The sequence below is a fragment of the Clostridium facile genome (genome assembly GCF_014297275.1).
Taxonomy (GTDB): Bacteria; Bacillota; Clostridia; order Oscillospirales; family Ruminococcaceae; genus Massilioclostridium; species Massilioclostridium facile.
Genome location: NZ_JACOQK010000001.1, coordinates 1,622,567 through 1,647,611, shown reverse-complemented (window position 1 = coordinate 1,647,611; position 25,045 = coordinate 1,622,567). Strand labels below are relative to the sequence as shown.

Sequence of the window (25,045 nt, the reverse complement as noted above, 5' to 3'; positions counted from 1 at the left end):
AACCGTGTAATACTAAAAGCCCGATTTTTTCGGGCTTTTGTGTTTTTATGGGCTGACAAAAAGCCAAAGGTAGAAAAATTGTTTTGCCTTTGGCTTTTTTGTTGTGGTATAATAATAAAATAGATGGATAAGGAGGGATGGTATGTCTTTATTTTTACCTGAAATCGCAGTAAAGCATGTAATGGATATCGATTATAATCTATTGCAGCGTTTTGGCATTAAAGGGCTGATTTTGGATGTGGATAATACATTAACCACACATGGCCATCCGGAGCCGTCTCAAGGTGTGATAGAATGGTTGGAGCAGATGAGGCGGGACGGTATACAGTTGATGATTCTTTCCAACAATACTACCGAACGGGTTCAGCCCTTTGCAAAAAAACTTGGTTTAGAATTTATTTCTAGGGCATGTAAGCCCATCCCAATTGGATTAAACAAGGCAGTAAAGAGATTTGGCTTACAAAAAGACCAGGTTGCCTTGGTGGGAGACCAGATTTATACAGATATTTTAGGTGCAAATCTGGGAAAAACCCACAGTATTTTAGTGGAACCATTTTTACTGGAAGATGGAATCTTATTCCGTATTAAAAGAAAGTTGGAACAACCTTGGTTAAATAAATATAAAAAGAAAGGAAATTGATATATGCCTGCTCTATTTGGACCTGCTGGGAACAGCGAGAGTTTTAAAGCACGAGGACATAAACATCTGCACGAAGTGCCTGATTATTTACTTTCGTTTGGCTTGGATTGTTTTGAATACCAATGTGGACGTGGTGTAAAAATTTCGGAGGAAAAGGCAAAAGCGTTTGGGGAACTGGCAAAGGAAAAAGGTATCCGTTTATCCATCCACGCCCCCTACTATATTTCGCTGTCCAGTGTTGAGGAAGAAAAACGAGACAATAGCATCCGTTATTTGGTAGACAGTGCGAAAGCAGCCAAAGCGATGGGCGCAACCCGGATTATAGCCCATTCTGGTTCCTGTGGAAAAATCACAAGGGAACACGCTTTAGAGTTGGCAAAAGATACTTTGTCTAGGGCGCTGGTTACCTTGGATGAACTGGGGCTTGGAGAAATTACAGTTTGCCCTGAAACTATGGGAAAAGTAAACCAACTTGGAAATTTAGAGGAAGTGCTGGAACTTTGCTCGTTGGATGAAAGGTTGGTTCCCTGCATTGATTTTGGCCACTTAAATGCCAGGACTTTTGGTGGAATCGCAACCCAACAGGATTACGTAGCTATTTTGGATGCCATTCAAAACAAATTAGGAAACGACCGTGCAAAAAGATTTCATTCTCATTTCAGCAAGATTGAATATACCTTAAAAGGAGGAGAAAAGGCACATTTAACCTTTGAAGACCAAACTTTTGGACCAGAATTCGAGCCTTTGGCAGAATTGATTGCTCAGCGGGATTTGTCCCCCACCTTTATCTGTGAATCCGCTGGTACACAGGCGGAAGATGCCAGCAGTATGAAACAAATGTATCAAAAATATTTAAAATAAATGGAAGGAAGTCAAACATGAAGAAAAAAATTATTGTCATCCATGGGCCAAACATCAACCTGATTGGCGTACGTGAAACTGGGATTTATGGAAAAGAAAGCTTTCAAAGTATTAATGAGCAGATTTCCGCAAAAGCTGCTGAATTGGGTTTGGATTGTTCCATTTATCAATCCAACCATGAGGGGGATCTGATTGACACCATCCAACAGGCTAGGGAACAATTTGATGGTGTTATCATCAACGCAGGTGCTTATACCCATTACAGTTATGCTATTCGAGATGCCATTGCTGCCATTAAAATTCCTTGTGTAGAAGTACATTGTTCCAATATTCACGCCCGGGAAGAATTTCGTCACAATTCTGTTATTGCACCTGTTTGTGTTGGACAGATTGCGGGGTTTGGAAAATACAGCTACATTCTTGCGTTGTACGCAATTAAAGAATTAATTTAGGAAGTGATGAATAATGTTGCGTTTAAACCAATTGATGCAACAATTGCCACGAGAAATTGACTGTGGGGTCATTATGTCTCCTACCAATCGGCAGTATTTTACTGGATTTTCGTCCAGTGCGGGGATGCTAGTAGTAACCAAAGAGCAAGCTTATTTGATTATTGATTTTCGGTATTATGAAAAAGCCGCCCGTGAAATCCAAGGGTGCCAGGTGGTTTTACTGGAAGACTACAATAAACAATTGGAAGAAATTTTGAAAAAACACCAGTGTAAAACTATTGCGGTGGAGATCGAACGGGTTACATTGGCGGAATATCTCCGTTTAAAGGATTATTTTACCGACTATGCTTTTGATACTACATCCGCTTTTAGTGATTTAATTAATCAGCTACGGATGGTCAAAACACCGGATGAAATTTATGAGATTTTAGCGGCGCAGGAAATTACTGAAAAGGCTTTTGACCATATTTTGAATTTTATCAAACCAGGGGTTACAGAAAAACAGGTTGCATTTGAGCTTGATCAATATATGCGTTCTCATGGAGCAGATGATATCTCGTTTGAAACAATCGCAGTATCGGGAAAAAATTCCTCTTCCCCTCATGGTACCCCAACCGAAAAGCCTTTGGAATCCGGTGATTTCCTCACCATGGATTTTGGGGCTATGGTTCACGGATACCATAGTGATATGACCAGAACTGTAGTAATTGATAAACCCACTGAGGAAATGGAACATTTGTACCAAACTGTCTTGGAAGGTCAAAAAATGGGGTTGGAAGCAGTCTGCGCTGGAAAGAAAGGTCAGGAAGTGGATAATGTAGTTCGGGAATATTTTGATCAGCAAGGTTACCAAGGAGCTTTTGGACATAGTTTAGGGCATGGCGTTGGAATGGAAATCCATGAACAGCCCAATTTAAGCCCCCGTTCTCAAACTATCTTACAAAAAGGGATGGTAGTAACAGTGGAACCAGGTCTATATCTCCCGGGAAAATTTGGTGTAAGAATTGAAGATATGGTTGTTGTAACCGAAAATGGATGCCGTAACCTTACAAATTGTAAAAAAGAATTGATTTGTTTATAAATAGGGGTTGCAAATTGTTTGATTTTAAGATAAAATGGTTAAAGATAAGAACATTATGGAGGTAGTATATGATTTCAGCTGGCGATTTTAAAAATGGTGTTACTTTTGACATGGACGGCAACGTTCTTCAAGTTGTTGAGTTCCAACATGTAAAACCAGGGAAAGGTGCTGCTTTCGTTCGTGCTAAAGTAAAAAATGTTATTACAGGTAGCGTAATCGAAAGAACCTTTAACCCAACAGAAAAATTCCCAACAGCATATATTGAACGCCGTAACATGCAATATGTGTATGCGGATGGTTCCCTGTATTACTTTATGGATATGGAAACCTACGAACAGGAACCTATTGATGAAAGCAAACTGGGTCCAGCGTTCAAATTTGTAAAAGAAGAAATGGAAGTAAAAGTATTGTCCTACAAAGGCAATGTGTTTGGGGTAGAACCTCCAAACTTTGTAGAACTGGAAGTTACTGAAACTGACCCAGGCTTTAAAGGCAATACTGCAACAAACGCAACCAAACCAGCTACACTGGAAACTGGTGCGGAAATTAAAGTTCCTCTGTTTATTGAACCAGGCGATAAAATCCGCATTGATACAAGAACAGGCGAATATATGGAAAGAGCATAATCTTTTCTTAAAATATCCGTCATAAGGGGCTTTTATCAGGGGAATAATAACACAGGTAAAAGTTTTAGATACCATGCAGGTTTTTCTGCATAAGGGAGGTAAAAGGTATGAATTTAACAGAAAAAGTGGCATACATTAAAGGCCTGAGCGATGGCTTGAAATTAGATGACAATAAAGATGAAGTAAAAGTACTCAAAGCAATTACCGATTTGCTGGAAGACCTGGCATTGACTGTGGCGGATTTAGAAGACGCTGCTGATGAAACAACAGAACTGTTGGATGTTCTGGATGAAGATTTGGGTGCAGTAGAAGAAGTTGTCTATGGCGAAGATTGTGGTTGTGGCTGTGAAGAGGACGACTGTGATTGTTGTGATGATGACGAAGATTTATATGAAGTAACCTGCCCAACTTGCGGTGATACAATCTGTGTCAACGAAGAAATGTTGGATGAAGGTGCAATTGCATGCCCAAATTGCGGCGAAAATTTAGAGTTTGATTTCGGTCCTGATCTGGATATGGAAGAAGAACCAGCAGAATAATGTTTGTAATGAATAGGCCTTGCGAAATTAGCAAGGCCTATTTTTCTATTTATTCCATTATGGATCATGATTTATCTGATATATAAGCATAAAAATTCGATTTGAATATAATAAGCCAAAGGAAATTATATCAACTTATTATTGGGATTAAGGTTTTCATTCGGTGTGCTAACATAGCAGATATTCATTAATAGGTACGATTCTCCTATAAAATAAAAACAAATGGTCTGATTGTAATATAGAATTTTCTTTTATTCTCATTTAAAATAGAATTATTCCAATTACTGTTTATTTCATAATAGGTTTGGATTTTTCTTCTTTTCTCTTTTCCTTTTTAATAGAGCCTTTTAGTAGTGTCAATAAGGCACTCATGGAGTAAAACTCTTGTTACGTCAAAAATAATAGAACGTAACAAGGGTTTTACTTTTTGGTTTTTCAAATTGATAAAACGATTATCTTCAGTAAAAAAGTACGATTTGCCTATAAATGAGGAATTTCTAATACGATATTATTATATTTTTCGCATCAAAATCATGCTAAAATTTAACTATGCTCAACAAAGTTAAGTTGAGAGAGGAGATTGATATCAGCAAATATAACGAAAGGAGGAAAGTAATTATGGGTTCTGCTGATACAATCAAAATAAAAATCAAAAGATGAAGATAATTGAGGAGAGTATGACCATGAAATCAAAATTATTCATGAAAATTGCTGCGGTATGCGTCTCCACAGCCTTACTGGCAACAGTGGCTGTCCCTGTTGCATCAGCGGTAAATGCTGCTGCTGTTTCCAGTACATACAGCAGGGCAACCGAGATTTTAAACCTTAAAACCAATGATTATGATGTTCCTTTAGCTGTGGAAGATGAAAAACCTGTTTTTAGTTGGGAAATGGATTCTACTGTTATTGGGCAACAGCAAACCGCTTATCAAATTATAGTTACCAGGGATTCTGATGGTGCTACTATGTGGGACAGTGGTAAGGTTGAGAGCAATGAAAGCACTGATATTTACTACGAAGGGGAAGCATTAACAGCGGAAACAGCTTACAGTTGGGATTTGACTGTTTGGGATGCTTTTGGACAAAGCTATACCCAGGAAAGCAAATTTGAAACAGGTTTGATGAATCCAGACATCAGCGCTTGGGGTGAAAACGCTCAGTTTATCGGTACCAATGAAATGACATTGGATGCCGCAAGCGCTTGTGTATATGCGATTAACGCTGATGTTGAATTGACACAGGGTACAAAAGCAAGCTTGGTATTTGGTGCGGACGATTACCGTTTGAACGATCAATTCCAGAATGTATGGAACGCAGAAGGTGAGAACTGGGTTCGCCTGGAATTGGATGTAGACGGTGTACAGGCTGATGGTACCGGCGCTAAACTGAATGTTTATAAACAAGGTTATGATTATAAAGAAAACGATGGTACTGAAATTTTAGACCAAACCATTGATATTAAAGCTGGTATCTTTACTCCAGAAAATATGTATGGACCACATAACATCAATATTGATGTTTCCACAGGTTCTATTACTGTAAAAATTGATGGCCAAGCGATTAAAGAAGGATCTGGCAGAAATAGTTCCTTCTCTATCAGTGCAATGAGTACAGGCAACAACTACAATACTTTCCCAAACTTGGCATCTGTTGGTTTTGCCGCGAATCCAGGGGAAGAATTTGAAGTTACCAACTATGTAATTCATACTACTGGGAAAACGGATGAAGCGCATAAAGTAGTATTTGGCAAAGATACTGGTGCTACCTATGATATTTTTAGAGGCTTGAATGGTGTCAGCATTACTAATAATAAGGCGATCCGTGTATCCGGCGGTGCGGAAGGGATCTTGTCCTATGCGGATCCAAGTTATGGCTCTTTGAATATGGTTCGTACTACATTTAGTACAGATACTAGCAAAAAAGTAAAGAGCGCTAAAATGTATGCTACTGCAATGGGAATTTATGAAATGTACATCAATGGTGGACGTATGGGAGAAGATTGGTTTAATCCAGCGGATAGCCAATACCGTGATACTTTGACTTACCATGCTTACGATGTTACCGATATGATCCAGGATGGGGAAAATGCGATGGGCGCTATCCTTGCAGGCGGATGGTACACTGGCTATATGACATTCTCTCCTGGTAATATGAACTTCTTTGGTGATACAGAAGGACTATTATCCAAACTGGTTATTACTTATGAAGATGGTTCCACTCAGGTAGTATCCTCCAATCCTGACGATTGGAAAATGTTCAACGACGGACCAATTGAGTATTCTAGTTTCTTCCAAGGAGAAAGATACAATGCAAACAAAGAAGCTGCCATTTCTGTAAATGGAGATACCAATGGTTGGTCTACAACAGCTTATGATGATTCCGCCTGGGAACCATGTGAAGTAGTAGAACAACGGGATTGGATTGATTTTGACATTGTTGCCAGATACGATACGCCAATCCGGGAGTTTGAACGTTTGGATACAACTCGTATCTTAAATACCCACAGCAATGATAATGATACTTGGACCTATGATATGGGTGTTGCGATGGTAGGGGTTCCTTCCGTTACAATCCCAGCAGGTACCCTGAAAGAGGGAGATACCGTTATTTTCCGCTATGGTGAAGATATCTATCCAGGAAACGAAGATTCTCAAAATACAAATGAAGAATATACTAACCTATATGGACCGGATGGAGAATACCGTCCAAATGTAGCGGGTCGTGTCCTTCATGACACTTATCGTGCAGCTATGGCAACTGATTTTTACACCGCAACCAAAGAAGATGAAACCCGTGATGTAGTAATTCAGCCAAGCTTTACCTTCCGTGGATATCGTTATATTCAAATTACTGTTCCTGGTTTAGGGAAAGCCTTACCAGCAGAGAATGTAAAAGGCGTTGTAATATCTTCGATTGACGAATTATCTGGTACCTATGACGCTACCACAACTGATGATACGATTACAGGTTATGTTAACCAATTGTTTAAAAATATCCAGCGTAGTCAACTAGGTAACTTTATGTCTATCCCAACTGACTGTCCACAAAGAAATGAACGTATGGGTTGGACAGGGGATGCCCAGGCATTCTCTAGAACCTCCACTTATAATGCGAACACCTTGAACTTCTTCCGTCAGTGGATGGTAGCCCTCCGTGATGACCAGTACGGAAATGGTTCTATCGGTGATACTGTTCCAGAGTACAGCTCCAGTGATCCAAAACAAGAATTTGATAGCTTTGCGAACAGTACCACGTGGGGCGGCGCTGTTTGTATGGTTCCATGGCAGATGTATATCCAGTATGGTGATACCCGCATTATTGAAGAAAACATGGATGCCATGAAACTTTGGTTAGATGGTATGGATAGCTATGACTTAGAAGCAAAAGGCAAAACCTATACGGGCTTATCTAGCATGACAAACGGTAAAGCAGACTGGTTAGCAGTAGACGGCAGTACAGATTCTGATTTATTAAACAATGCAATTTATATTTACTTGATGGAAGCTACTGCTGAAATGGCACGTGTCATTGGTAGAACTGACATTGCGGATGAAATTCAATCCCGCCATGATTTAGCAAAACAAGAATGGAATGAAGTTTACTTTAATTCCGAATTAGGTATGACTACAGACAAAAATGGTGAAATTATGGATACTCAGGCATCCTATGCAGCACCATTGAACTTTAACTGTGTAAGTGATGAAAACTTAAAAGCGGCAAATGCACGTTTGTCTGTATTGGCACAGGATCCTAACCAGAGCAGCAATGGCGCAGGTGTTGTTCAAGGAAACAGTGGCCCTGGAGGAAGCAGTGGACAAAAATTGGATTGCCCAGCATATTCTATTACAACTGGATTTAATGCAACACCAAATATCTTACCAGCATTAACCCGAGGCGGTAATATTGATGACGCATATAATATGTTTACTTGTACAGAATACGCTTCTTGGCTGTATCCTGTAACAAAAGGCGCAACTACCATGTGGGAACGTTGGAACTCCTATGAATTAGCATTCCAAATGAACGGAAATAGCGCTATGAACTCCTTTAACCACTTTGCGTTGGGTGCTGTGGGCTCCTGGATGTATGAATACCAGATGGGTATTACAACTGACCACGCAAACGGTGATGCTGGCTACCAAGATTTTGTATTGCAGCCATTGGCTGGCGGTATTTATACTGGTTTGGAAGGTTCCTATGAATCCAACTATGGTACAATTGAAAGTGATTGGACCGCAACAGAAGGCACTATTGACACATATAGTGCAACTGTTCCTGCAAACACAACCGCAACCTTATATCTGCCTGTAGAAGATGAATCTGTAGTAGCAGATTTTGAAAACATCGCAGGTGTTACCTATACAGGTATGACAATCCGTAATAACGTACAAGTTGCAACATTTAGTTTAGCATCTGGTTCTTATGATTTTGCTGTAAAAGATGGCAAGTTGACAGCCTCTATCGCAGATGGTTATATTGTTGCTAGCACAGCCGATAAGACCATCCTGAACAAAGTAATCGCATATGCTGAAGATGAAATGGCGGACGAAAACTTTAATCAGGTAATTCCATCTGTACAGGAAAGCTTCAAAGCAGTATTACAGGAAGCAAAAGAAGTAGCAGCAGATATTACAGCAACCGAAACGGATGTTTACAATGCTTGGACAAAACTGTTGAACGAAATCCATAAACTTGGATTTGTGCAAGGGGATAAATCTAGCTTGGAATCCTTGATCGCAGCGGCTGGAACCATCGAAGCTAATCTTGATAAATACGTTGATGAAGGGAAAGAAGTATTTACCACTGCTTTAGCAAATGCACGTGCTATTTTCAATGATGGTGATGCAATGCAAGCAGAAATTGACGAAGTATCTACAGCATTACTGCAAGCAATGTTGAATTTGAGATTTAAAGCTGATAAGACGATCCTTGACCAAGTAATCCAGAATGGTAAAGCGGTAGATGCAAATTCATATACAGCGGAAAGCTATGCGGTATTGACAGCAGCTTTGGCAACAGCTGAAGAAGTATACAATAACGATAACGCAACTCAGGACGAAGTAGATACAGCAGTAGAAAATGTGCAGGCTGCAATTAAGGGATTGGTGGCAGTGGACGGAGCAACAAATGGAGGAACATCTGCTACCGATAATAATGCAACACAAACCGGACAGGAGACGACTACTCCAAAAGCAAATGCAAGTAAGACTGGCGATGTTGCAGCTCCAGTAGCAGCAGTTGCTATGATTGCTCTAGCTGGTGCAGCTCTTGTAGCTACCAAAAAGCACAAAAAATAAAAACAATGTCTCTAATTTGCACGCATAAAAAGTGTTTCACTAGAGATGAAAACCACCATCCTTTTAATAGGATGGTGGTTTTTTATGGTATATTTAGACGTAGAAAAAGTAATAACGATGAGATTTATGCGAGTTGAAAAGTGAAAGGCACGAAAAAAATAGCGACTTAAAATAGTACTATGGAGCACAGCATTGCTTGATACTTTTATTTTTGGCAATAGATTGGAATAAAAAAGCCGTATCAAAGCGAAAGCTGAGGTACGACAATCTTCTTCCAATAATTATTTGCAATAAAAAAATATTATAAAGCTATTAATTGCTCTAGAACATAGCAATCAGTGTTCAATTTATCTAAATCATTATCAATTTGATGAAATTCAGAATGATTAGCTTCTAAACATATAACATTAGATTTAATAGCAGAACATTTTTGATAATTAAATATAACCACATTAAAACGTTCTAAATTTGTATTATTTATTTCTGGTGCTAGAGAACTTGTAAAAGCTATACCATCATATCCAAGATTTTTCGCATACTCCGCTATAAATTGAGTAGGAATATAGTCTAATGTATCGTCATCATTTGCTATTGGTTTAGAATATAAATTAGATAATTCTACAAATAGATTATATTTGGTTTCCGACATCTTCGTAGGTTTATTTTGGATAGTAAAATCTAATAGATTAATGTTTTGATTTACCAAAATAGTTGCAATGCTAATTTTAGCTCCTATTCGAGGTCGAACCTCTATCAATGATATATATGGATGATTAGAACAATACAAATAAGGAATGTACCGATAATTTGCTCGAAGATCACGGGTTATTCTCCATGGCGGTATAAAACTTTGTTCTGCATCATATCCATAGAATCCTGTTTTTTTATTAATTTCTTCTTCATTTAAAATAATTCGGCTACGATATAATTTTTCTCCCTGTTGAAATATTCTTTCCGGATTTGTAGATATATCATCTAATAATGCAAGAACTCTTGTTTCATTTGGATTGCGATTTTTAAATTGTATTTCTTGAATAAAGTTTTTAAGAAGTCTAGATTTCACTGAACACCTCCAAAATTATTTGCACAAAATATTTTTTATTTAGAAAAAACAGAACAACCCTCAAACCACTATAGCTTGAGGGTTGTTCGCTTTAGTCTGACTGTTACGAAATAGATATCCACCGCAAATGCGCATACAAAACTTCAAAATAGAAAAACCCGTTGTGCATGCGTTACAAGCGAGTGCAACTCATGTTGACGTGTAATATCCCGTCACTACAGCTGCCGTTTATGGAATTTGCGGATTGCGGTTCTTATTCTGAAATGTTGTCCAGAGAATCCTCATCGTCATCAGGACTGGAAATAAACATTTCCTCTGTACTCTGTTGCGCCAGTTTCAGCTTTTCAGTAATGTCAACCAACGCATTGGTGGTAGCTTCCAGCGCATCAATAGCAGTCGCCATGCGCCCTGCCAAGTGATAATACATAGCTTTATAGTCTGGCATACAGATCTCTCCTAAGTAAATTTTGAATAATGGGCACTGCTTCATGAAGCAGTGCCCATTATTGTTTGTAACTATGGACTAAAAAAGATGCCACGCATTTTTTTGTCTTGGGACTTGAACCCACACAGTTTTTATACTGAAAATATTGTACCATATAATTAAGCCAAACACAACTCATAATATAAATCATCTTCGTTTTCTTTTTGTTTTACAGATCTGCCGTCATCTCAGTACCGTCTTTGAAGAGGATAAGGATTTGTTCTGCAGAGACTACCTTGATACTGCTAATAAGCTGACGAACGATTTGCTCATCATATTCTACCGGATGGTTTTTCAGGCCATACATAACAGTGGTCATTTCATCTATCCGGTTCACCGCTGCATCCAGCTTCGCGTTTGTCTTTTCCGCATCTTCAAGTTCATCTTTTATGGCGTACATTTCTGTGTACAGGCTTTCAAACAGTTCGTCAAAATCTCCGTTTTGCGCAGATTCGCTGTCCATGCTGGTTAACTCATCAATCCTTTGTCTCAGAGATACCAGCCGTTCCTGCTTTTCTTTAAGATCCGAATTGCCTTTTCTGTTCAGGTACATTTCAATGTGTTCCCTGATACGCTGAACATTCGCCCCTTCCGTTTGTGCTTTCCGGGTGATAGCAGCAGCGATCGCATTCTGCAGAACTCCTTCTTCTATTGAAGGTGAGTTTTTGCAGTATTTCGTGCCGTAATCCAATCGGCTGATGCAGCGCCAAACGATTTTTTTCTTGCCGTTCTTTGCCCATGTTGTTCTGCGGTACGGTGTTCCGCAGTTCCCGCAGAAGAGCAGCTCGGTTAGAGCGTATTTACTTGAATATTTGCCAAGCTCGGTTTTTGTACCGACATCTTTGACCTTGCGTTTACTGTTGCGCCGTGATACTTCCTCCTGAACCCGGTCGAACACCGCCCGTTCTATAATCGCAGGGTGATTATTCTCTACATAGTACATCGGCAATTCACCGGTATTCTTTTTTGACTTTTTGCTGATGCAGTCTACAATGTAGGTCTTTTGCAGCAGTGCGTCACCTTTATATTTTTCGTTGGTCAGTATTGAGAGGACACCTTTTGTTGTCCAGTTGGTTTTTCCTCTTGGGGTGAGGATACCGTCTCTTATCAGACCATTAGCGATATCTGAAAGGCTTGCTCCTGCAAGATACTCTGCATAGATTCGTTTAATGATTTCTGCTTCTTCCGGAACGATTTCAGGTTTGCCGTCTGTACCTTTCCGATATCCGAGGAAGGAACTGTAGCAGAACGGCACATTGCCGTTTTTGATGCTTTGCCGTTTTCCCATTTTAACATTCATACTGATGGATTCGCTCTCAGCCTGTGACAGACCGCTGAAGAGCGTTATCAGAAGTTCGCTGGATACCTGCAGTGTGTTGATGCCTTCTTTTTCGAACAGAATGGGAATTCCGCGTTCTTTCAGTTCGCGTACATACTGCAGGCAATCAAGATTGTTTCTTGAGAACCGGGAAACCGATTTGGTAATAACCATATCAATTTTTCCCTTGTGGCAGTCTTCAATCATGCGCATGAAGTCGGGGCGTTTTTTGGCGATTGTTCCGGTGATTCCTTCATCTGCATAGATCCCCGCCATCTGCCAGTTGGGTTTCATCATGATCATATTGGTGTACATTTCTTTTTGTGTTTCAAAGCTGTGTTCCTGTTCTTCCTTGTCTGTAGATACACGGCAGTATGCTGCGACACGCTTTGGTCGAAAGTCCGCATTGCTTTTTCCGCTGTATTCCGGCTTTGCAGGAATCACTCTGACTGCTTTAGGCATTGTCACTGCTTGCGTTGACATCTTTGTTTTTCTCCTTTCCGATAATATTTCCGTTTTTCAGAAGCAAGCTGACTGCACCGTTTTTCGTGAGAAGTACGGCAGTCACTGTTTTGCTGAAAAACTCTGCATTGAATACAGAAAGCGGACTTGATTTCTCAAAATGCGCTTTCAGCCGATCCGTAATGTGTTTTTGACTTTTCTCTTTCTCATACCGTTTGGAAGCACACTGCAGAATTAAGTTCTGAATGGTTTCTTTATCAAAGTCAATCTGTCCGAGCGCCCGTTCTATTTCATTCTCCATGCGTTTGACTTCGATCGGTGTTTCACTTTTGGGTGAGATGTATTCCTTTCCGGCAAGATCGGGATTTTGAATGACAGAGTTGAGAAGCTCTGTTATCTCATCTTCCAGTACGGCAACAGTCTTTCTGACGACTGTCTTGCAGTCTTTATTTTTGCAGTACCAGCTTTCTGTATTTTTTCGGGAATTGTCGGTTCTGTGAATCAGCCTGTCGCCGCATTCGGCACAGCGGACGGTATCTATCACTTCTTTGTTTTCTGAATGCACTACACAGTTGTCGGTTGTACATCTGTCTGATTTGATTGTATTTGCTTCCTGCAAGATGCTCTCCTGCAGTATTTGAGGATAGGTGCTGTCTCCGAGGTAGCGCTTGTCTTCAATCATCCGCTTGATCCGGCTTTTGTTCCAATTGCTTTCGCCGGGGAGATATTCCACTTTCAGAGCTGTAAGTTTTTCGGCAATATCTTTCAGTCCTTTGCCGGCAACATAGTCACGGAATATGGTTTGGACAATATCCGCTTCTGTTTGGCAGATTACGATTTCACCGTCTCTCATTTCGTAGCCATACGGGAATCTTCTGTTTTTCACTTTCTTCTGCACCTCCTTTGTTCAGGAATTTTTTCCGTCAGGTTAAGACCGCCGATCAGATGGAAGCAGATGCTTGTATGCGAAGGTGCGGTGATCTGCTGCACAATCTCTTGAAAAATCGTCTCATCGAACGCTGTGACGGGTTCGGTCAATTCTGCAAAAACAGCATGCAGCCTTCGCAATCCGCACAGAATACTGTCATCATCCTGTTCTCTCAGAAGGCGGCAGCGTTCACTGCGCAGACCGTTTACCATGCTTCGTATTCCGTTGCTCTGCTCGGAATATTCTGCTGCCCGCAGGATACCCTTGCTGTTTAAGCGGGCAAGTACGAGGTTCTTGTTGTTGAGATCGGCTATTTCTTTATCAATTTGTTTGACCCGTATTTCCAGCCCGTCCGCTTTCATCTGCAGGCGTTCTGTCTGTGCAATAGCAGGCGGCAGGATTTCCTCATAGCAGTTTCGAAGTTTGTTGACCATTGTGATAAAGGCTTCATAGATATCCGTTTCCGGTATCCGTCTCGAACTGCATTTTTGGGAATCAAAGTTGTGCATCCTGCATTCCCAATAGATTTTTCCGTTTACCGTTATGGGCTTGTATATATGTCCGCATCCGCATTTAATTTTTTCTCTCAGCGGGCGTTCCTGAACGCTGAACCGTTCTTCTGTGGTGGATTTGGCTTTTAATTTTTGTGCTGCTTCAAAGACTTCTTTTGTAATAATAGGCGGATTCATATCTTCCACATAGTATTGCGGTTTCTGTCCTCGATTGACTTTCAACTTGAACGGAAGTGTGTCTGTCGTATACCGTTTCTGAAACAGCGCATCCCCGATGTATCGCTCGTTTGATAGGATGTAGTTGATTGTACTGATCCTCCATGTCGTATATCCGAACCGCTTGGGCGCATCCATTCTGTTGAGCATATCTGCGATTGCTTTCTTTCCCATACCTGACAGATAGCTTTTGAAAATCAGGCGGACAATTTCCGCTTCTGTTTCTACGACTTTGAATTCTCCTTCTTCCAATTTGTACCCATACGGTGTTGAGCTGGAGAGGTATGTGCCGCTTTTCATTCTTCGTTCAACGCTCCATCTCATGTTTTTGGATATGGAGATGGATTCTTCCTGTGCCTGCGCTCCTGACAGAGCCAGCAGCAGTTCGCTGTACATATATGCCGTATCAATGTTTTCCTTTTCAAACAGGATGCTGACGCCGTATTCTTTCAGCATTCGGGCATATATAAGAGAATCGACCGTGTTTCTTGCAAATCGGGATACCGATTTCGTAAGTACACGGTCGATTTTTCCTTTGCGGCAATCGGCTATCAGCCTGTTGAAATCATCACGCTTATCTGTCTTGATTCCTGTCAGTCCTTCGTCTGCATAGATATCGGCAAGTTCCATACTCGGATTTTGACTGATCGCTTTTGTATAGTGCTGCACCTGTGCGGCGAAGGAATGAAGCTGATCAAGGGAATCGCTGGACACACGGCAGTATGCCGCTGTTCTGAGTATTTTCTTTTGCTGTTTTGTGCCTGCGATCTCTGTGATAGTTGCCATTCGGATCACTCCTTTCTTTATTTTTCTGCCTTTCGGCGCAACACAACAATACTGCAAAGGTTCGAATATATCCAGTGCAAACTGCGATATTTATCATTTTAGACACAAAGTTTTCAGCCAAGATACAAGGTTGCTTTTAGGTCATCTTTCGCAAGGCTGACAATAGCATGATAGTCCGTTTCGCTGATGTATCCTTCCCGCAGCAGTATCTGTAAAAGATTCACTTCGTAGTAAAACACACAGTTCATATTATCCACTTGAAAGCACCTCCGAATTTTTTATACTTAAGCTCTCTGTAAGAGCGCGGTCTATCTTTTTCATATCTTTATCTCCAAGTCTTCCGATGTACTGCATCAGCCGAACTTTGTCTATTGTTCTGATCTGTTCCAAAAGAACAAGGGATTCTTTTTTCAGCCCGTGTCCGCTGACTTTTACATGAGTTTGCAGATTGTTTTTTATTTGACTGGTTATGGCTGCTACAATTGTGGTTGTACTGTTTTGATTTGTTTTATCGTTCTGTAAAATGAGGACAGGTCGGATACCGCCCTGTTCGCTTCCCACAACAGGAGAGAGGTCTGCATAGTAGAGTTCACCTCTTTTGACTTCATCCATTTTATTTCCTCCGCATAAATGTAAAAAGGCGGTCGCTTAAAAATCAAACGACCGCCTTGTGATATCAATCGTTTTGTAGTTAACCGATATTCGATCCACGCCGCCCCTCGGTTTCGGGAACGCATCTTCCGGCTGTGCATTCAGCCTCATTGGAATCTCACCACCCCGTGGTTCTCACCGGGCCGCCCTCCATTGTTGCGACGGTTCTATCACGCTCGACTTTAGGACTGGACGGAAGTATCATTATTGCTTCTGCTTGTCATCGCCGTCGGTACGGTTGCGCCGTACCGTCTGAGCTTTTAGCTCATGTGGCTTGCCGGTTTTTTCCCGACAACAGAAGGAAGGTAAAAGATGCGCTGTACTATTCAGTTTTCAAGGAACAGCCCGTTTTTCTGAAATAGGAGAAAACGGGGAGGAAAATTTATCTCCTCATGTGGTAGGCTGCGAAAAGCCGTTTTTTATACCCTTTTGCGTAATTTTTTTAATTCTCGGAATTTTTTACTGATGTTTTTGAAATATCCCTTAAAACTCAGCAAAGTTAGACTATGATAAGAAAAAAGTTTGCTGTCGCCAGCATAGTTTCGAAAAACTGTTTAACAGGACAAAAAAGCACCGTAAAAGAGAATCACTGACAGCGGTTTATCCTATCAGTAATTTCGCTTTTACGGTGCTGAGACATTCACAATCTTGGGATCAGTTTCGCACACGCAATTGAAAGTCGTTATTTAGTTTTCATTTTTTATAGAAAACTGTACCTGTGATATTTTAAGGCAAACAAGTGTTTCTTATCTGTTTTGTCAATATTTCCTAGTGAGAAAAAGCTCATCAAACAGATAGTGCTACACAAGATGGATAGGTTTAACCATCACATCGTCCTGATACCAGCCGCCATGAGCACAAGAAATTAGTTCCTGATAACGCTTTTCCGAAATCCACTTCTGTGCCATCATCTTACTTCCTTGCATCCATGCATCCAGCCTGGTTTGAGTAACTTCAGAACTATCATAGGCTGTTCTATAACAGGGCAGCCTATTGGCTTTCAGCCATTTGGTTACTTCCTTGCTGAATTTTGTGTAGCTCAATGTGCACCCCCTTGATAAATGTCGCCAACTGCTTATGTTCGTCCTTCGTTTTTTTCAATCGCATCCGCTAATTGACCACCAACAGTATCTATGTAGAGATATACCCCGTCCCGATCACAATGGTACAGATTGGAGTAGCTTGTGCTCTCATTCGGACTGATGGGGTTGGGCTCTACCACTTCAGTGGCCTCCAACAGACCAGCTCCTGATTTTGCAGCAGCAGAAAGTGCTTTTTTCAGCACAGCGATCTGTCCATTGCTCCAAAGCCTCTCCAGATCTTCAAGCACTTTTGGGTCCTGCTCCATGTCTTTGAGAAGCTGCACAACCTGATCTGGAGACAGATATACACCGGAGCAGTAGTTTTCGATGATTCGGTTCTGCATGGGGTTTGGAAAGGAAACAGGAGTGACTTGTTCCCATGAGGTGAAGTACCGCGTATATTCTGGCTTCTGGTCAACCAGGAATGAAAAGGCACTGCCTCTGGTGTAATAGTAATCCCGGAAAAAACCTTGGATCACTGCAATATAGAAGCCATGGCTTTTGTCAAACAGCTCGTTAGATTCCGTTTCAGCCCCAACGCGCAAAGTATTCAGATATTTTTCGGCATAGAAATCCTCCATTCCATGCTGCGCGGCAAGGGCCAGCACTTTTTCCTCCTGTCCCTGCTGTATCCAGGTTAAGGGAGTAAAATACCATTCCCGCATTTCCTCTGGTGAAATCGGGTGAAAACTTACATCGTATCCCATTCGATCCGTCCTTTCACTCCCACTCAAAAGGCTCTTTCAAGTGGTGTTTTTCCATAATTTGATTTTCTAAAGCAAAATAGGCATCCATGTCCTTTGGTTGCGCTGGAATACCCCTTTTCCACCAATAACCGTTCCCATAGTAGAAAAACATTGCCCAGTAATAAGGCAGGTCATGGCTGAATATCGCTACTCCCATAACATTGGCCACTGGCGCTGCCAGCGGTGAGCGTTCCACTATCTGGGAGGCTTCCTCATAGGAGATCCCCACCAGCTCCACCAGCAGGTGCTTCACCAGTTCGCAGAAGCTGTACTGGTTGAATATGACCTGACCATCCTCATCTTTGAACAAAAGTCCATCACGCAACATTTTGGAACAACACCTCTTGATAATTGCATTTCTGCTTTTTGAAGATACAACTGTGTGGTCATAAAAAACACCTCAATCGAAGTCCATCCAGACCAGGTGCTTTCCGCAGTGAAGGCACTGGAACAGATAGCATTGAAGATGTCCTCCGTTAACGGATTCCTGAATCATTTCTTTATGCTCATCGTCCCACATGGGGTCATCCAAAACTTCTTCAAGCACATCCAGCGCCCGCAGTTCGCTGGCTCCCACATTACCCAAATAGGCGCAATAGTCACCACAATGGGCGCGCCAGTATTCCTGCTGCCAACCAGAATAGCCAGGAGTGCGGTGGATAAGTTCATCCAGCTTCTCTGGATCGTCTACACCATCATCCAAAGAACAATCATCCTGAAAGCTGCCGTTGTATTTCCGGGCTGCCTCGCCGCTGGCAATGCACTCTGTGCACAAATACTCAATATCTTCCACGGTATAGAAGGGGTCGGTATAGTAAATATGAGTATTCTTGCCACAGCAATCACAAACCACACTCTCCTCAGACTGCTCAAAAGCCCCGGTATCCAAAGGGTCGGGATGATACCGGAAAGAAGGGAGACCAAGTTTGTCTCGCTTTTCTTTGTCTTTTTGTTTCTCCGCTTTGGTTTTAGGCTTGCGGAGGGCAAAGGAGTCTCCCCAGTCATCGGCATATTCTTTCATAATCGCCAGACGCCGGAAAATTTTTGGATTCGACCGATCTCCAATTTTAGAAAGCAATTCATAGGCACTCTTTTTGAAGTCCAATAGATCATAAACATACACCAATACTTCTTTAGCTTGTGTATCTTCGCTCTGCTCTAATTCTTCTTTGAACGCATAAAGCGCACGAACACTATCCGCTTTTCCTTTTGTCTCTAGAAACTGCTTTTGGAGTTCAATATATTGCTTTAGGTATTCGTTCATAGACACATCCTCCTGCTCAATCCCACCAGAAGTACCAAACAGTGGACTGCCGCAGCACATCGGCCAGAGCGCCCACGGTGGCGTCCTCCGGTCCCTGGTCAATCACATCGGGACAGAAGCCATACAGTTCCACTGCTGCATCCATAGCCTTCTCCTGGGAAACAAAAGTCGGGAGCAGGAACTCCAGTTCATCGTGGGTCATAACTGCGGGCACCGCGCCATATTGCTCAAACCAGTATTTCGCCACTGCCATCAGCGACTGCGTGTCAGGACATTCATTCCAGCCACCAAAGGGCAGATAGGCAAAAATCTCCCAAGGGTTCTTTACGGGGATTTTAGCCAGAATGAGAGGATAGGTCATATTATTATCGGAGTTCCAGTAGCTTGAAAAACGACGGTTATCATATCCGCCCTCCATCTCGCCCAGGATCTCCTCATCCCAGTCCATATCGTCATCCTCGGCTTCTTCCTTGCGCTGCCCAATCATTTCCTCCAGGACTGCCTTACTGTTCTTGATGGGGGCGGAGAGCATTTTCTTCCGGTATGCGGCAACTTTGTCCGGGTCGAAAGCATAGTCGTCCTCGCCATCGCTGTCCGGGTCGGAATTCATAATCAGGCATTCCCACAGGATTTCGTCATCCGCCTTAATCAGAACCGGCACAAAGCCCTCTTTGACACTTTCTCGTTTGGCATAGTTGTATGCCGACATGATGGGGTCATCATCCGTCATTGAGGGGAAATAGGTACATTCACAGTCCAGATATTCCATCATGGCTTCCGCAAGGTCCGAAGGCTCCAGAGTCTCCTCATCAAAACTCTGTCCCTGCCAGTTGACGAACCGCTTTTCCATGACTTTTGCCATAGCCTGATAATAGTTCTCATCAAATGGGATGAACAGATAGGCTTCATCCTGGAACTTATCGGAATAATATTGTTCTGAGCCGAAATATTCCAAGGCATAGTTATCAATGTCACCGGGGAAGTATGGGCTGTCCGACTCCCCATAGTAGTATCCGGCAAAGGCTGCGCCCTCCTTGTTGAACAGCGCCCCAAAGAGCTGTCCTTTCAGCTGGTCCCGGATAAAGCCACGCAGATCGGCGCGGCTCAGATCTGCCATAAACGGCTGCACCTGTTCCCAGTACCGCTCCATAAATTCTGCGCTCATCAGATCATGCTCCATGCACCAGCGCAGATAGATCGCCATGTGGTTATAAGCGCTCAACTCGTCCACTGACAGCCCCTTTTCCTGAATGGATTCCAGGTGCCGGGCGGCATCGTCCATATCGCCGGTGAATTCCTCATCCGCAAGCGTTCCTCTGGTGATGGCATTCTGGCGTGTGGGATTGACCACAAAACTGATGCCTGCCATCTTTTCAAGCAGAGCGTCCGCATCATGCTCCATCTTATACTCCATCTCATTATGATAGAGCGGGATCACCTGATAGAAGTTGACCTCCTCGCCGCTCGGCAAAGTGCAGACTTCGCCTCCGTTCCAGACAACATCCTGCGGACCTACCAGAAGTGCGGCGCAGAGTTCCGTATCCTCTGCAAACGGCGATTGCTTATCCATTGTGTGGCCAAAGCCCAGCCAGGTATTGTTGGAAATAGGCAGGCGTGCCAACACTTTCAAGAGACCAATCGGCCAGTACCACCGCTCATCCTTCAGGGATTCCTCATCCAGTTTCCAATCCGGTGGCAGAGCGATGGCCAGCTCTGCTCGTTCCAGCTTGTATTCCGCCAGTTCCTCCGGCACATTCATCCGGTGAGCACCCATGCCCATCGTTACCAGTGTGTAATAGTTGCACTCCTCAGAGGGAGGAACAACGCAGATGTCCACATGGATGTCAGGGGAAACCAGCTCATGGAACACATTCTCAAACTCACCAAAGGTGTTTTTGATGTGCTGCTCTATCGCAGACATCTCATCCTCCGAATAAACCTCCGGCTCGCTGTTTTTTCTTGAGGACCAGAAGGCATCCGCCTTCGTGCCGTCCGGGTTCAGGAAAATCTGAAAATACTGATCGTCTCCCGGCTGTTGATAGACAAGACCAATGCGGCGGGTCTGGTCCACAAACACACCTGTTAGAATGCCCTCTGGTTCTCCTTCAGGGGTGTGGGTCAGCCATTCACCGCTGTCCAGCCGTTCCTTGAACTGCCGCAGCCAGTCGGTTCCCATCTTGGAGAGTCCGGCTTCGTTCATGCGGAACGAGAGCTCCACAAGATGTTCCTGCACCGGATACTGGATTTCACAGCAAGGGGAATTTTTCTTGTAGCCATACCGTTCCGGGCGGAACAGCTCGTAAAATTCGGCAAGTCCTGCTTCGTCCACCCGAATGCAGGCTATGGCGCATTGTTTATCATCCGCATTCTCGTCCAGTCCCTGCTGAAGCATTTGGTCGGCGTCGGGGTCGATCCAATGGTTTTCCATCTGTTCCAGGGTAGCTCCGGCTTTGATCTCTTTTTTTAAGGTCAGAAACTCATAATCTCCCGGTTCCAGTTTTAATCCTTGCTTGACGGCATCCAGCGCGCCTGCTGTATCACCAAAATGCGCCCGCAGCTTGCCCAGATGGAGCCAGATCCAGGGGTAGTCTGGCTCCTCTTTTGCGCCCCGCTCCGCATATTCCAGCGCTTCTTCCAGCCTGCCGCAATACATCAGTGCCACAGAATACCGGTAGTACCAGGTAGCGCAGCCCGTGGCGTTTTTCTCCGAATCCTTCATCCATTCCGCAGCGCGGTAGTAGTGGATGTAATCGTCCAGGTTAAGGCAGGCAAAGGCATACCAGAGGGCAATCTGTAAATCCTGGTGAGCCTGTTTTTCGCTGAATCGTCCTTCTTCTACGCCGCTTTTGATAAAATTCTCCAGCCAGTCGAGCATTTTTCCAAAGTAAGCGGCAGTTCCTTCGTCAAAGGACTCCAGTATTTCAATATCCTCTGTCGAGAGCAGGGGGCCAGTTTCCTCATGAATATCAGGCTCCGGTTCTTTCTCGTCCAGCAGCGGCACACCGCCCACATCCCGCCGAAATGCGTGGAAGTGAGCATAGGGCAGGTCGCTTTTTTCCAAGAACGCCTGTGCCGCTGTCAGTACAGCAGGCAGATCCCAGGCAATGAAATCCAGATAACCGCAATATAGGCCAGTGGCCCCACCCAGGAAGGTCACGGCTTCCTCTCCTGCATCCCGTAGGATGGCATCCCGCAGGTTATCCCGGAAATCCAGAATAGCTTTCACTCGTTCCTCACCGGTAAAACCGGACAGCGGGTACAGGAGGAATCCAGCGGCAATGCCATCCTTGTGGTACTCATCCACCATATCACTGCGGGCAGTCAGGTAGTCGTTGATGAGCACCGGCAGGCGGCAGCTTCCAGTATAAACATCCAGCCGCCAGTCAGCCTCAGGATCTTCCACCGGTTCCAGTTCATAGGCAAGATAACTGTTTTCCAGATAGTCGCTGCCATCCCTCCAAAGGGAGAGTCCCATGCTTTGCAGCAACTCCGGCAGTTCGGAAAGCAGCTTGGCCGGTTCGTCTTTCGGCTCTGCATAAACATCAAACCCAGCAACAAAGGCGATAGCGGAAACTTCTCCGATGGTTTGATCCACCAGCATAGAGAGTGCCCACCAGACCTTGTCTGTGTCCTCTTTCAAGATCGGGGTCAGCTTTTCACAGTAAAGGACCAGACTTACCTGATGATTCTCTGTTTCCTCTGCCCACATCTGCACATCCTCAGCCCGAACTTCAATCTCTCCAGCTCGCAGCTCGAAACCCTCGCAGGGCTGACGACCTACCCAGATATTCCAATGCTCAAGTACCGATTCCGGGGCTTGCTTCTGGAAGTACACCAACGGGAACAGGCGGGAGCGAAGCCCTTCTGGACTGAGGATCAATTCATACTTTTCGCCATTAAAGCCCAGCTCAAAGGAAGTATCACGCAGGGCCGTCTTGAGTGCATTCCCGCATTTTTCAATCAGTTCTTCGCTGCGCCGATGCGTTTTGTCGGTATCCATGATTTCACGCAACTCCGCCTCAATCTGAGAAAAGGCTGCCCATGCTTCCTGCGTCCTTTCATGGAAGTTCTTTTCAAACCGGGGCAGGGACAAACGACGGCGGCAATCGTCTATGTACTCCTGGGTATCTTTGTCTCCGGGGCGGGCTTCCAGGGCTTTTTTAAAGTAACGCAGGGCGGGACCTTCCTCATCCAAGTAATAATAAGCGGAAGCAATCCGATAATTCCAGCAGTGATCTCCAGCAAAATGCTCCTCATGGGGAGCGAGAAGTTCCAGCGCTTTTTCAAAAGGCTCCCGTTCTCCTATATCTGCAATGGCGATATATGCCTTGGCCAATTCGCTGTCCAGTTCCGGGGTGCGTTCCTCGGCGGGAATCGCTTCCAGGGTGTCGATTACCTTCTGCGCTTCATCCTGTTCAAACCATTGCTGGCATTGTTTCAATAAATCCATATCATGATCTCCTTTTCATCTTTGGTAGGTATAGGTTTCTCTAATAAGCAGAGCTTGTAATTTCAAAGCTAAAATTCATATCTGCATTTATGGTGGCTTCTTCATTTGTGGCTGGTTGTATCACAAACTCAAATGTAGGTTCATAGTCCCCGTCCTGCAAGGTTTCTCCACCCAAAATCTCGATATGATACCAGCCATTTGCAAGCTCAATCATCGGCTTCTTATGCACTCTATAGTAAGAAATCAGATCTTTCACCTTTTCAGGCGTAAACTGTTCCAATATTGGCCATGTAAAAAGCATCAGCATATTATGATCTACTTTGAGGGAATAGCCACTTTTTCTAAGCTGCAATCGGTTTCTTTCTTTGCACAGCTCCGGTCTATCACCAGAGAGATTGAACAATATGGTATAGGGATAGTTTTCAATACCGGCCATTGGGATTACAATTCCTTCGGCAAATACCCTGTCGCCGCTTTCGTTTGTGGTAAACTCCATCGCTAAATCATCTGAAAGATGATTTGCCTGCTTCCAGTCCTCCAGCAACAAAATGTCACCAAGGAGAAAATAATTAACAAGATCGTTTAATACTTCCGTAAACCTATATATCATCCATTATGCCTCCCTTACAATCCTGTCCGCTGCCAGCCGTTCAGCCGCTCCTGCACCGCGTCAATCATCCAACCCTCGCCCACGCGCTTCATGAGAAAGCGGCGGTCAATGCCGGTGCTTTTCTCTCTGGTGTAGATGTAGAGCTTGTTCCGGGTGATCTGCTCCGCATCAAGGAATTCTTCCCCGTTGTAGGTACCCTGGGCGCTGTACGAGAGTCCCAGAGGCCGGTAGCCCGGACGGGGCTTTTCGCTTACATACTTCTCCCAGATCGCCAGCAGGCGGGGCACAGCCTCGGCATCTTCAAACCCAGCCTGCTCCATGTACTGCTCCCATTCTGTCATTTCGGCAAAGAAAGCGGACAACACACTGCGGCATTCCGACGCTGCCTGCTCATCCAGCTGGACGGGCTTTTTGGCCTTTTCCCGCTGGAGCTGGGAGAAGTGTTCCATCTGCTCCTTGGTAAATTGCACATGGGCCACCGGCTTGATGTAGTTGTTGCCGGCGACAGCCAGCAAGCCCTCATAGGTGACAGCGGTATGGTCGATCTGAATATGGGAGAGTTTTGACATAGAAGCTGCCTGCATAAGCCCTGTGTCATTCAGTCCGGTATGGTTTAACGTCAAAAGGTCTATCTTGCATTCCTGCAGGGTGGAAAGACCGCTTCCGTTGATTTGGGCATTACCATCCAGCAGCAAAATCCGCAGCTTGGGCATAGCGGAAAAAACGGGGAAACAGGCGTCTGTGAGTGAGCCGTTCTCCACACCAAAATTGACCATGCTTTTATGTGCGGTAAACGGGATGAGCATTTCATCCGTTACCGGATACCCTTTCACATGGAAGCCCACCAGGGTGTAACCAGCCAGCTGTTCCATGATCTCTGCGGTCAGCTCCGGAATATCAAATTTCTTTTCTCCATCTAAGGTTAGGACACCGTTTTCCCAATCCGCTGTTCGTGCTCGTTTTGGCCATTCCATAGT

At 43.7% G+C, this 25,045-nt stretch carries 21 protein-coding genes; 7 read left to right on the top strand and 14 right to left on the bottom strand.

The genetic code is table 11. The annotated features are described in order from the left end of the window. Positions 1–142 precede the first annotated feature (142 nt). The 7 genes from H8Z77_RS06845 (at position 143) to H8Z77_RS06815 (ending at position 9,496) form a co-directional block, all read left to right on the top strand. A complete protein-coding gene (locus tag H8Z77_RS06845) occupies positions 143–640 on the top strand; it encodes a YqeG family HAD IIIA-type phosphatase (protein WP_186996573.1) in 498 nt (165 codons plus the stop codon). Between the two features lie 3 nt (positions 641–643). Then, the gene (locus H8Z77_RS06840) at positions 644–1,501 is read left to right on the top strand and encodes a TIM barrel protein (protein WP_186996572.1); all 858 of its coding nucleotides are present in this window, start codon (positions 644–646) and stop codon (positions 1,499–1,501) included. A gap of 17 nt (positions 1,502–1,518) precedes the next feature. Continuing rightward, positions 1,519–1,953: a type II 3-dehydroquinate dehydratase gene (gene aroQ / locus H8Z77_RS06835; RefSeq protein ID WP_186996571.1), complete on the top strand. Its 435-nt coding sequence runs from the start codon at positions 1,519–1,521 to the stop codon at positions 1,951–1,953. A 13-nt stretch (positions 1,954–1,966) separates the two neighbouring features. Beyond that, on the top strand, positions 1,967–3,034 hold the full coding sequence (locus H8Z77_RS06830) for a M24 family metallopeptidase (RefSeq protein WP_186996570.1): 1,068 nt from the start codon (positions 1,967–1,969) through the stop codon (positions 3,032–3,034). A gap of 68 nt (positions 3,035–3,102) precedes the next feature. Continuing rightward, on the top strand, positions 3,103–3,660 hold the full coding sequence (gene efp / locus H8Z77_RS06825) for an elongation factor P (RefSeq protein WP_069987202.1): 558 nt from the start codon (positions 3,103–3,105) through the stop codon (positions 3,658–3,660). A gap of 107 nt (positions 3,661–3,767) precedes the next feature. Beyond that, positions 3,768–4,199 carry a CD1247 N-terminal domain-containing protein gene (locus H8Z77_RS06820; protein WP_186996569.1) on the top strand — a complete coding sequence of 144 codons (432 nt, stop codon included), beginning with the start codon at positions 3,768–3,770 and terminating at the stop codon, positions 4,197–4,199. 683 nt (positions 4,200–4,882) lie between these two features. After that, positions 4,883–9,496, top strand: a complete 4,614-nt coding sequence (locus tag H8Z77_RS06815; protein ID WP_186996568.1) for a family 78 glycoside hydrolase catalytic domain — start codon at positions 4,883–4,885, stop codon at positions 9,494–9,496. Between the two features lie 301 nt (positions 9,497–9,797). Here H8Z77_RS06815 and H8Z77_RS06810 read toward each other — a convergent pair whose 3' ends face one another. The 14 genes from H8Z77_RS06810 to H8Z77_RS06745 all read right to left on the bottom strand — a co-directional run bounded on the left by H8Z77_RS06810 (position 9,798) and on the right by H8Z77_RS06745 (position 25,042). Then, entirely contained in the window at positions 9,798–10,559 is a 762-nt protein-coding gene (locus tag H8Z77_RS06810) for an RES family NAD+ phosphorylase (RefSeq protein WP_186996567.1), read from the bottom strand. A gap of 253 nt (positions 10,560–10,812) precedes the next feature. Then, entirely contained in the window at positions 10,813–11,004 is a 192-nt protein-coding gene (locus H8Z77_RS06805) for a hypothetical protein (RefSeq protein WP_186996566.1), read from the bottom strand. 208 nt (positions 11,005–11,212) lie between these two features. Beyond that, the gene (locus H8Z77_RS06800) at positions 11,213–12,844 is read right to left on the bottom strand and encodes a recombinase family protein (RefSeq protein ID WP_186996565.1); all 1,632 of its coding nucleotides are present in this window, start codon (positions 12,842–12,844) and stop codon (positions 11,213–11,215) included. Beyond that, positions 12,816–13,709 carry a recombinase family protein gene (locus tag H8Z77_RS06795; RefSeq protein WP_186996564.1) on the bottom strand — a complete coding sequence of 298 codons (894 nt, stop codon included), beginning with the start codon at positions 13,707–13,709 and terminating at the stop codon, positions 12,816–12,818. The genes H8Z77_RS06800 and H8Z77_RS06795 overlap by 29 nt, the downstream gene beginning before the upstream one ends. After that, positions 13,706–15,265, bottom strand: a complete 1,560-nt coding sequence (locus tag H8Z77_RS06790; RefSeq protein WP_186996563.1) for a recombinase family protein — start codon at positions 15,263–15,265, stop codon at positions 13,706–13,708. Before H8Z77_RS06790 ends, H8Z77_RS06795 begins: the two co-directional genes overlap by 4 nt. A gap of 113 nt (positions 15,266–15,378) precedes the next feature. Then, positions 15,379–15,522 carry a hypothetical protein gene (locus H8Z77_RS06785; protein ID WP_186996562.1) on the bottom strand — a complete coding sequence of 48 codons (144 nt, stop codon included), beginning with the start codon at positions 15,520–15,522 and terminating at the stop codon, positions 15,379–15,381. Further along, positions 15,515–15,877, bottom strand: coding sequence for a type II toxin-antitoxin system PemK/MazF family toxin (locus H8Z77_RS06780; RefSeq protein WP_186996561.1), 363 nt, complete (start codon positions 15,875–15,877; stop codon positions 15,515–15,517). Before H8Z77_RS06780 ends, H8Z77_RS06785 begins: the two co-directional genes overlap by 8 nt. A gap of 839 nt (positions 15,878–16,716) precedes the next feature. Continuing rightward, positions 16,717–16,959, bottom strand: a complete 243-nt coding sequence (locus tag H8Z77_RS06775; protein WP_286165501.1) for a hypothetical protein — start codon at positions 16,957–16,959, stop codon at positions 16,717–16,719. Positions 16,960–16,991: 32 nt separating this feature from the next. Then, positions 16,992–17,732: a YjfB family protein gene (locus H8Z77_RS06770; RefSeq protein WP_186996560.1), complete on the bottom strand. Its 741-nt coding sequence runs from the start codon at positions 17,730–17,732 to the stop codon at positions 16,992–16,994. After that, complete coding sequence (locus H8Z77_RS06765; RefSeq protein ID WP_186996559.1) at positions 17,719–18,072, bottom strand: hypothetical protein; 354 nt, start codon at positions 18,070–18,072, stop codon at positions 17,719–17,721. Before H8Z77_RS06765 ends, H8Z77_RS06770 begins: the two co-directional genes overlap by 14 nt. A gap of 72 nt (positions 18,073–18,144) precedes the next feature. Then, a complete protein-coding gene (locus H8Z77_RS06760) occupies positions 18,145–19,008 on the bottom strand; it encodes a CbrC family protein (protein WP_186996558.1) in 864 nt (287 codons plus the stop codon). 16 nt (positions 19,009–19,024) lie between these two features. Continuing rightward, positions 19,025–23,458: a suppressor of fused domain protein gene (locus H8Z77_RS06755; RefSeq protein WP_186996557.1), complete on the bottom strand. Its 4,434-nt coding sequence runs from the start codon at positions 23,456–23,458 to the stop codon at positions 19,025–19,027. Positions 23,459–23,498: 40 nt separating this feature from the next. Further along, positions 23,499–24,068: a hypothetical protein gene (locus H8Z77_RS06750; RefSeq protein WP_186996556.1), complete on the bottom strand. Its 570-nt coding sequence runs from the start codon at positions 24,066–24,068 to the stop codon at positions 23,499–23,501. Positions 24,069–24,082: 14 nt separating this feature from the next. Continuing rightward, positions 24,083–25,042 (bottom strand): NTF2 fold immunity protein, encoded by a 960-nt coding sequence (locus tag H8Z77_RS06745; protein ID WP_186996555.1) that lies wholly within the window; start codon positions 25,040–25,042, stop codon positions 24,083–24,085. Positions 25,043–25,045: the final 3 nt, after the last annotated feature.

What these genes read in the sequence shown, in the direction of transcription:
- H8Z77_RS06845 (WP_186996573.1), top strand. Translation starts at nt 143, where the DNA reads ATGTCTTTATTTTTACCTGAAATCGCAGTAAAGCATGTAATGGATATC.
- H8Z77_RS06840 (WP_186996572.1), top strand. Translation starts at nt 644, where the DNA reads ATGCCTGCTCTATTTGGACCTGCTGGGAACAGCGAGAGTTTTAAAGCA.
- aroQ (WP_186996571.1), top strand. Translation starts at nt 1,519, where the DNA reads ATGAAGAAAAAAATTATTGTCATCCATGGGCCAAACATCAACCTGATT.
- H8Z77_RS06830 (WP_186996570.1), top strand. Translation starts at nt 1,967, where the DNA reads ATGTTGCGTTTAAACCAATTGATGCAACAATTGCCACGAGAAATTGAC.
- efp (WP_069987202.1), top strand. Translation starts at nt 3,103, where the DNA reads ATGATTTCAGCTGGCGATTTTAAAAATGGTGTTACTTTTGACATGGAC.
- H8Z77_RS06820 (WP_186996569.1), top strand. Translation starts at nt 3,768, where the DNA reads ATGAATTTAACAGAAAAAGTGGCATACATTAAAGGCCTGAGCGATGGC.
- H8Z77_RS06815 (WP_186996568.1), top strand. Translation starts at nt 4,883, where the DNA reads ATGAAATCAAAATTATTCATGAAAATTGCTGCGGTATGCGTCTCCACA.
- H8Z77_RS06805 (WP_186996566.1), bottom strand. Translation starts at nt 11,004, where the DNA reads ATGCCAGACTATAAAGCTATGTATTATCACTTGGCAGGGCGCATGGCG.
- H8Z77_RS06800 (WP_186996565.1), bottom strand. Translation starts at nt 12,844, where the DNA reads ATGTCAACGCAAGCAGTGACAATGCCTAAAGCAGTCAGAGTGATTCCT.
- H8Z77_RS06790 (WP_186996563.1), bottom strand. Translation starts at nt 15,265, where the DNA reads ATGGCAACTATCACAGAGATCGCAGGCACAAAACAGCAAAAGAAAATA.
- H8Z77_RS06780 (WP_186996561.1), bottom strand. Translation starts at nt 15,877, where the DNA reads ATGGATGAAGTCAAAAGAGGTGAACTCTACTATGCAGACCTCTCTCCT.
- H8Z77_RS06765 (WP_186996559.1), bottom strand. Translation starts at nt 18,072, where the DNA reads ATGTTGCGTGATGGACTTTTGTTCAAAGATGAGGATGGTCAGGTCATA.
- H8Z77_RS06760 (WP_186996558.1), bottom strand. Translation starts at nt 19,008, where the DNA reads ATGAACGAATACCTAAAGCAATATATTGAACTCCAAAAGCAGTTTCTA.
- H8Z77_RS06755 (WP_186996557.1), bottom strand. Translation starts at nt 23,458, where the DNA reads ATGGATTTATTGAAACAATGCCAGCAATGGTTTGAACAGGATGAAGCG.
- H8Z77_RS06750 (WP_186996556.1), bottom strand. Translation starts at nt 24,068, where the DNA reads ATGATATATAGGTTTACGGAAGTATTAAACGATCTTGTTAATTATTTT.
- H8Z77_RS06745 (WP_186996555.1), bottom strand. Translation starts at nt 25,042, where the DNA reads ATGGAATGGCCAAAACGAGCACGAACAGCGGATTGGGAAAACGGTGTC.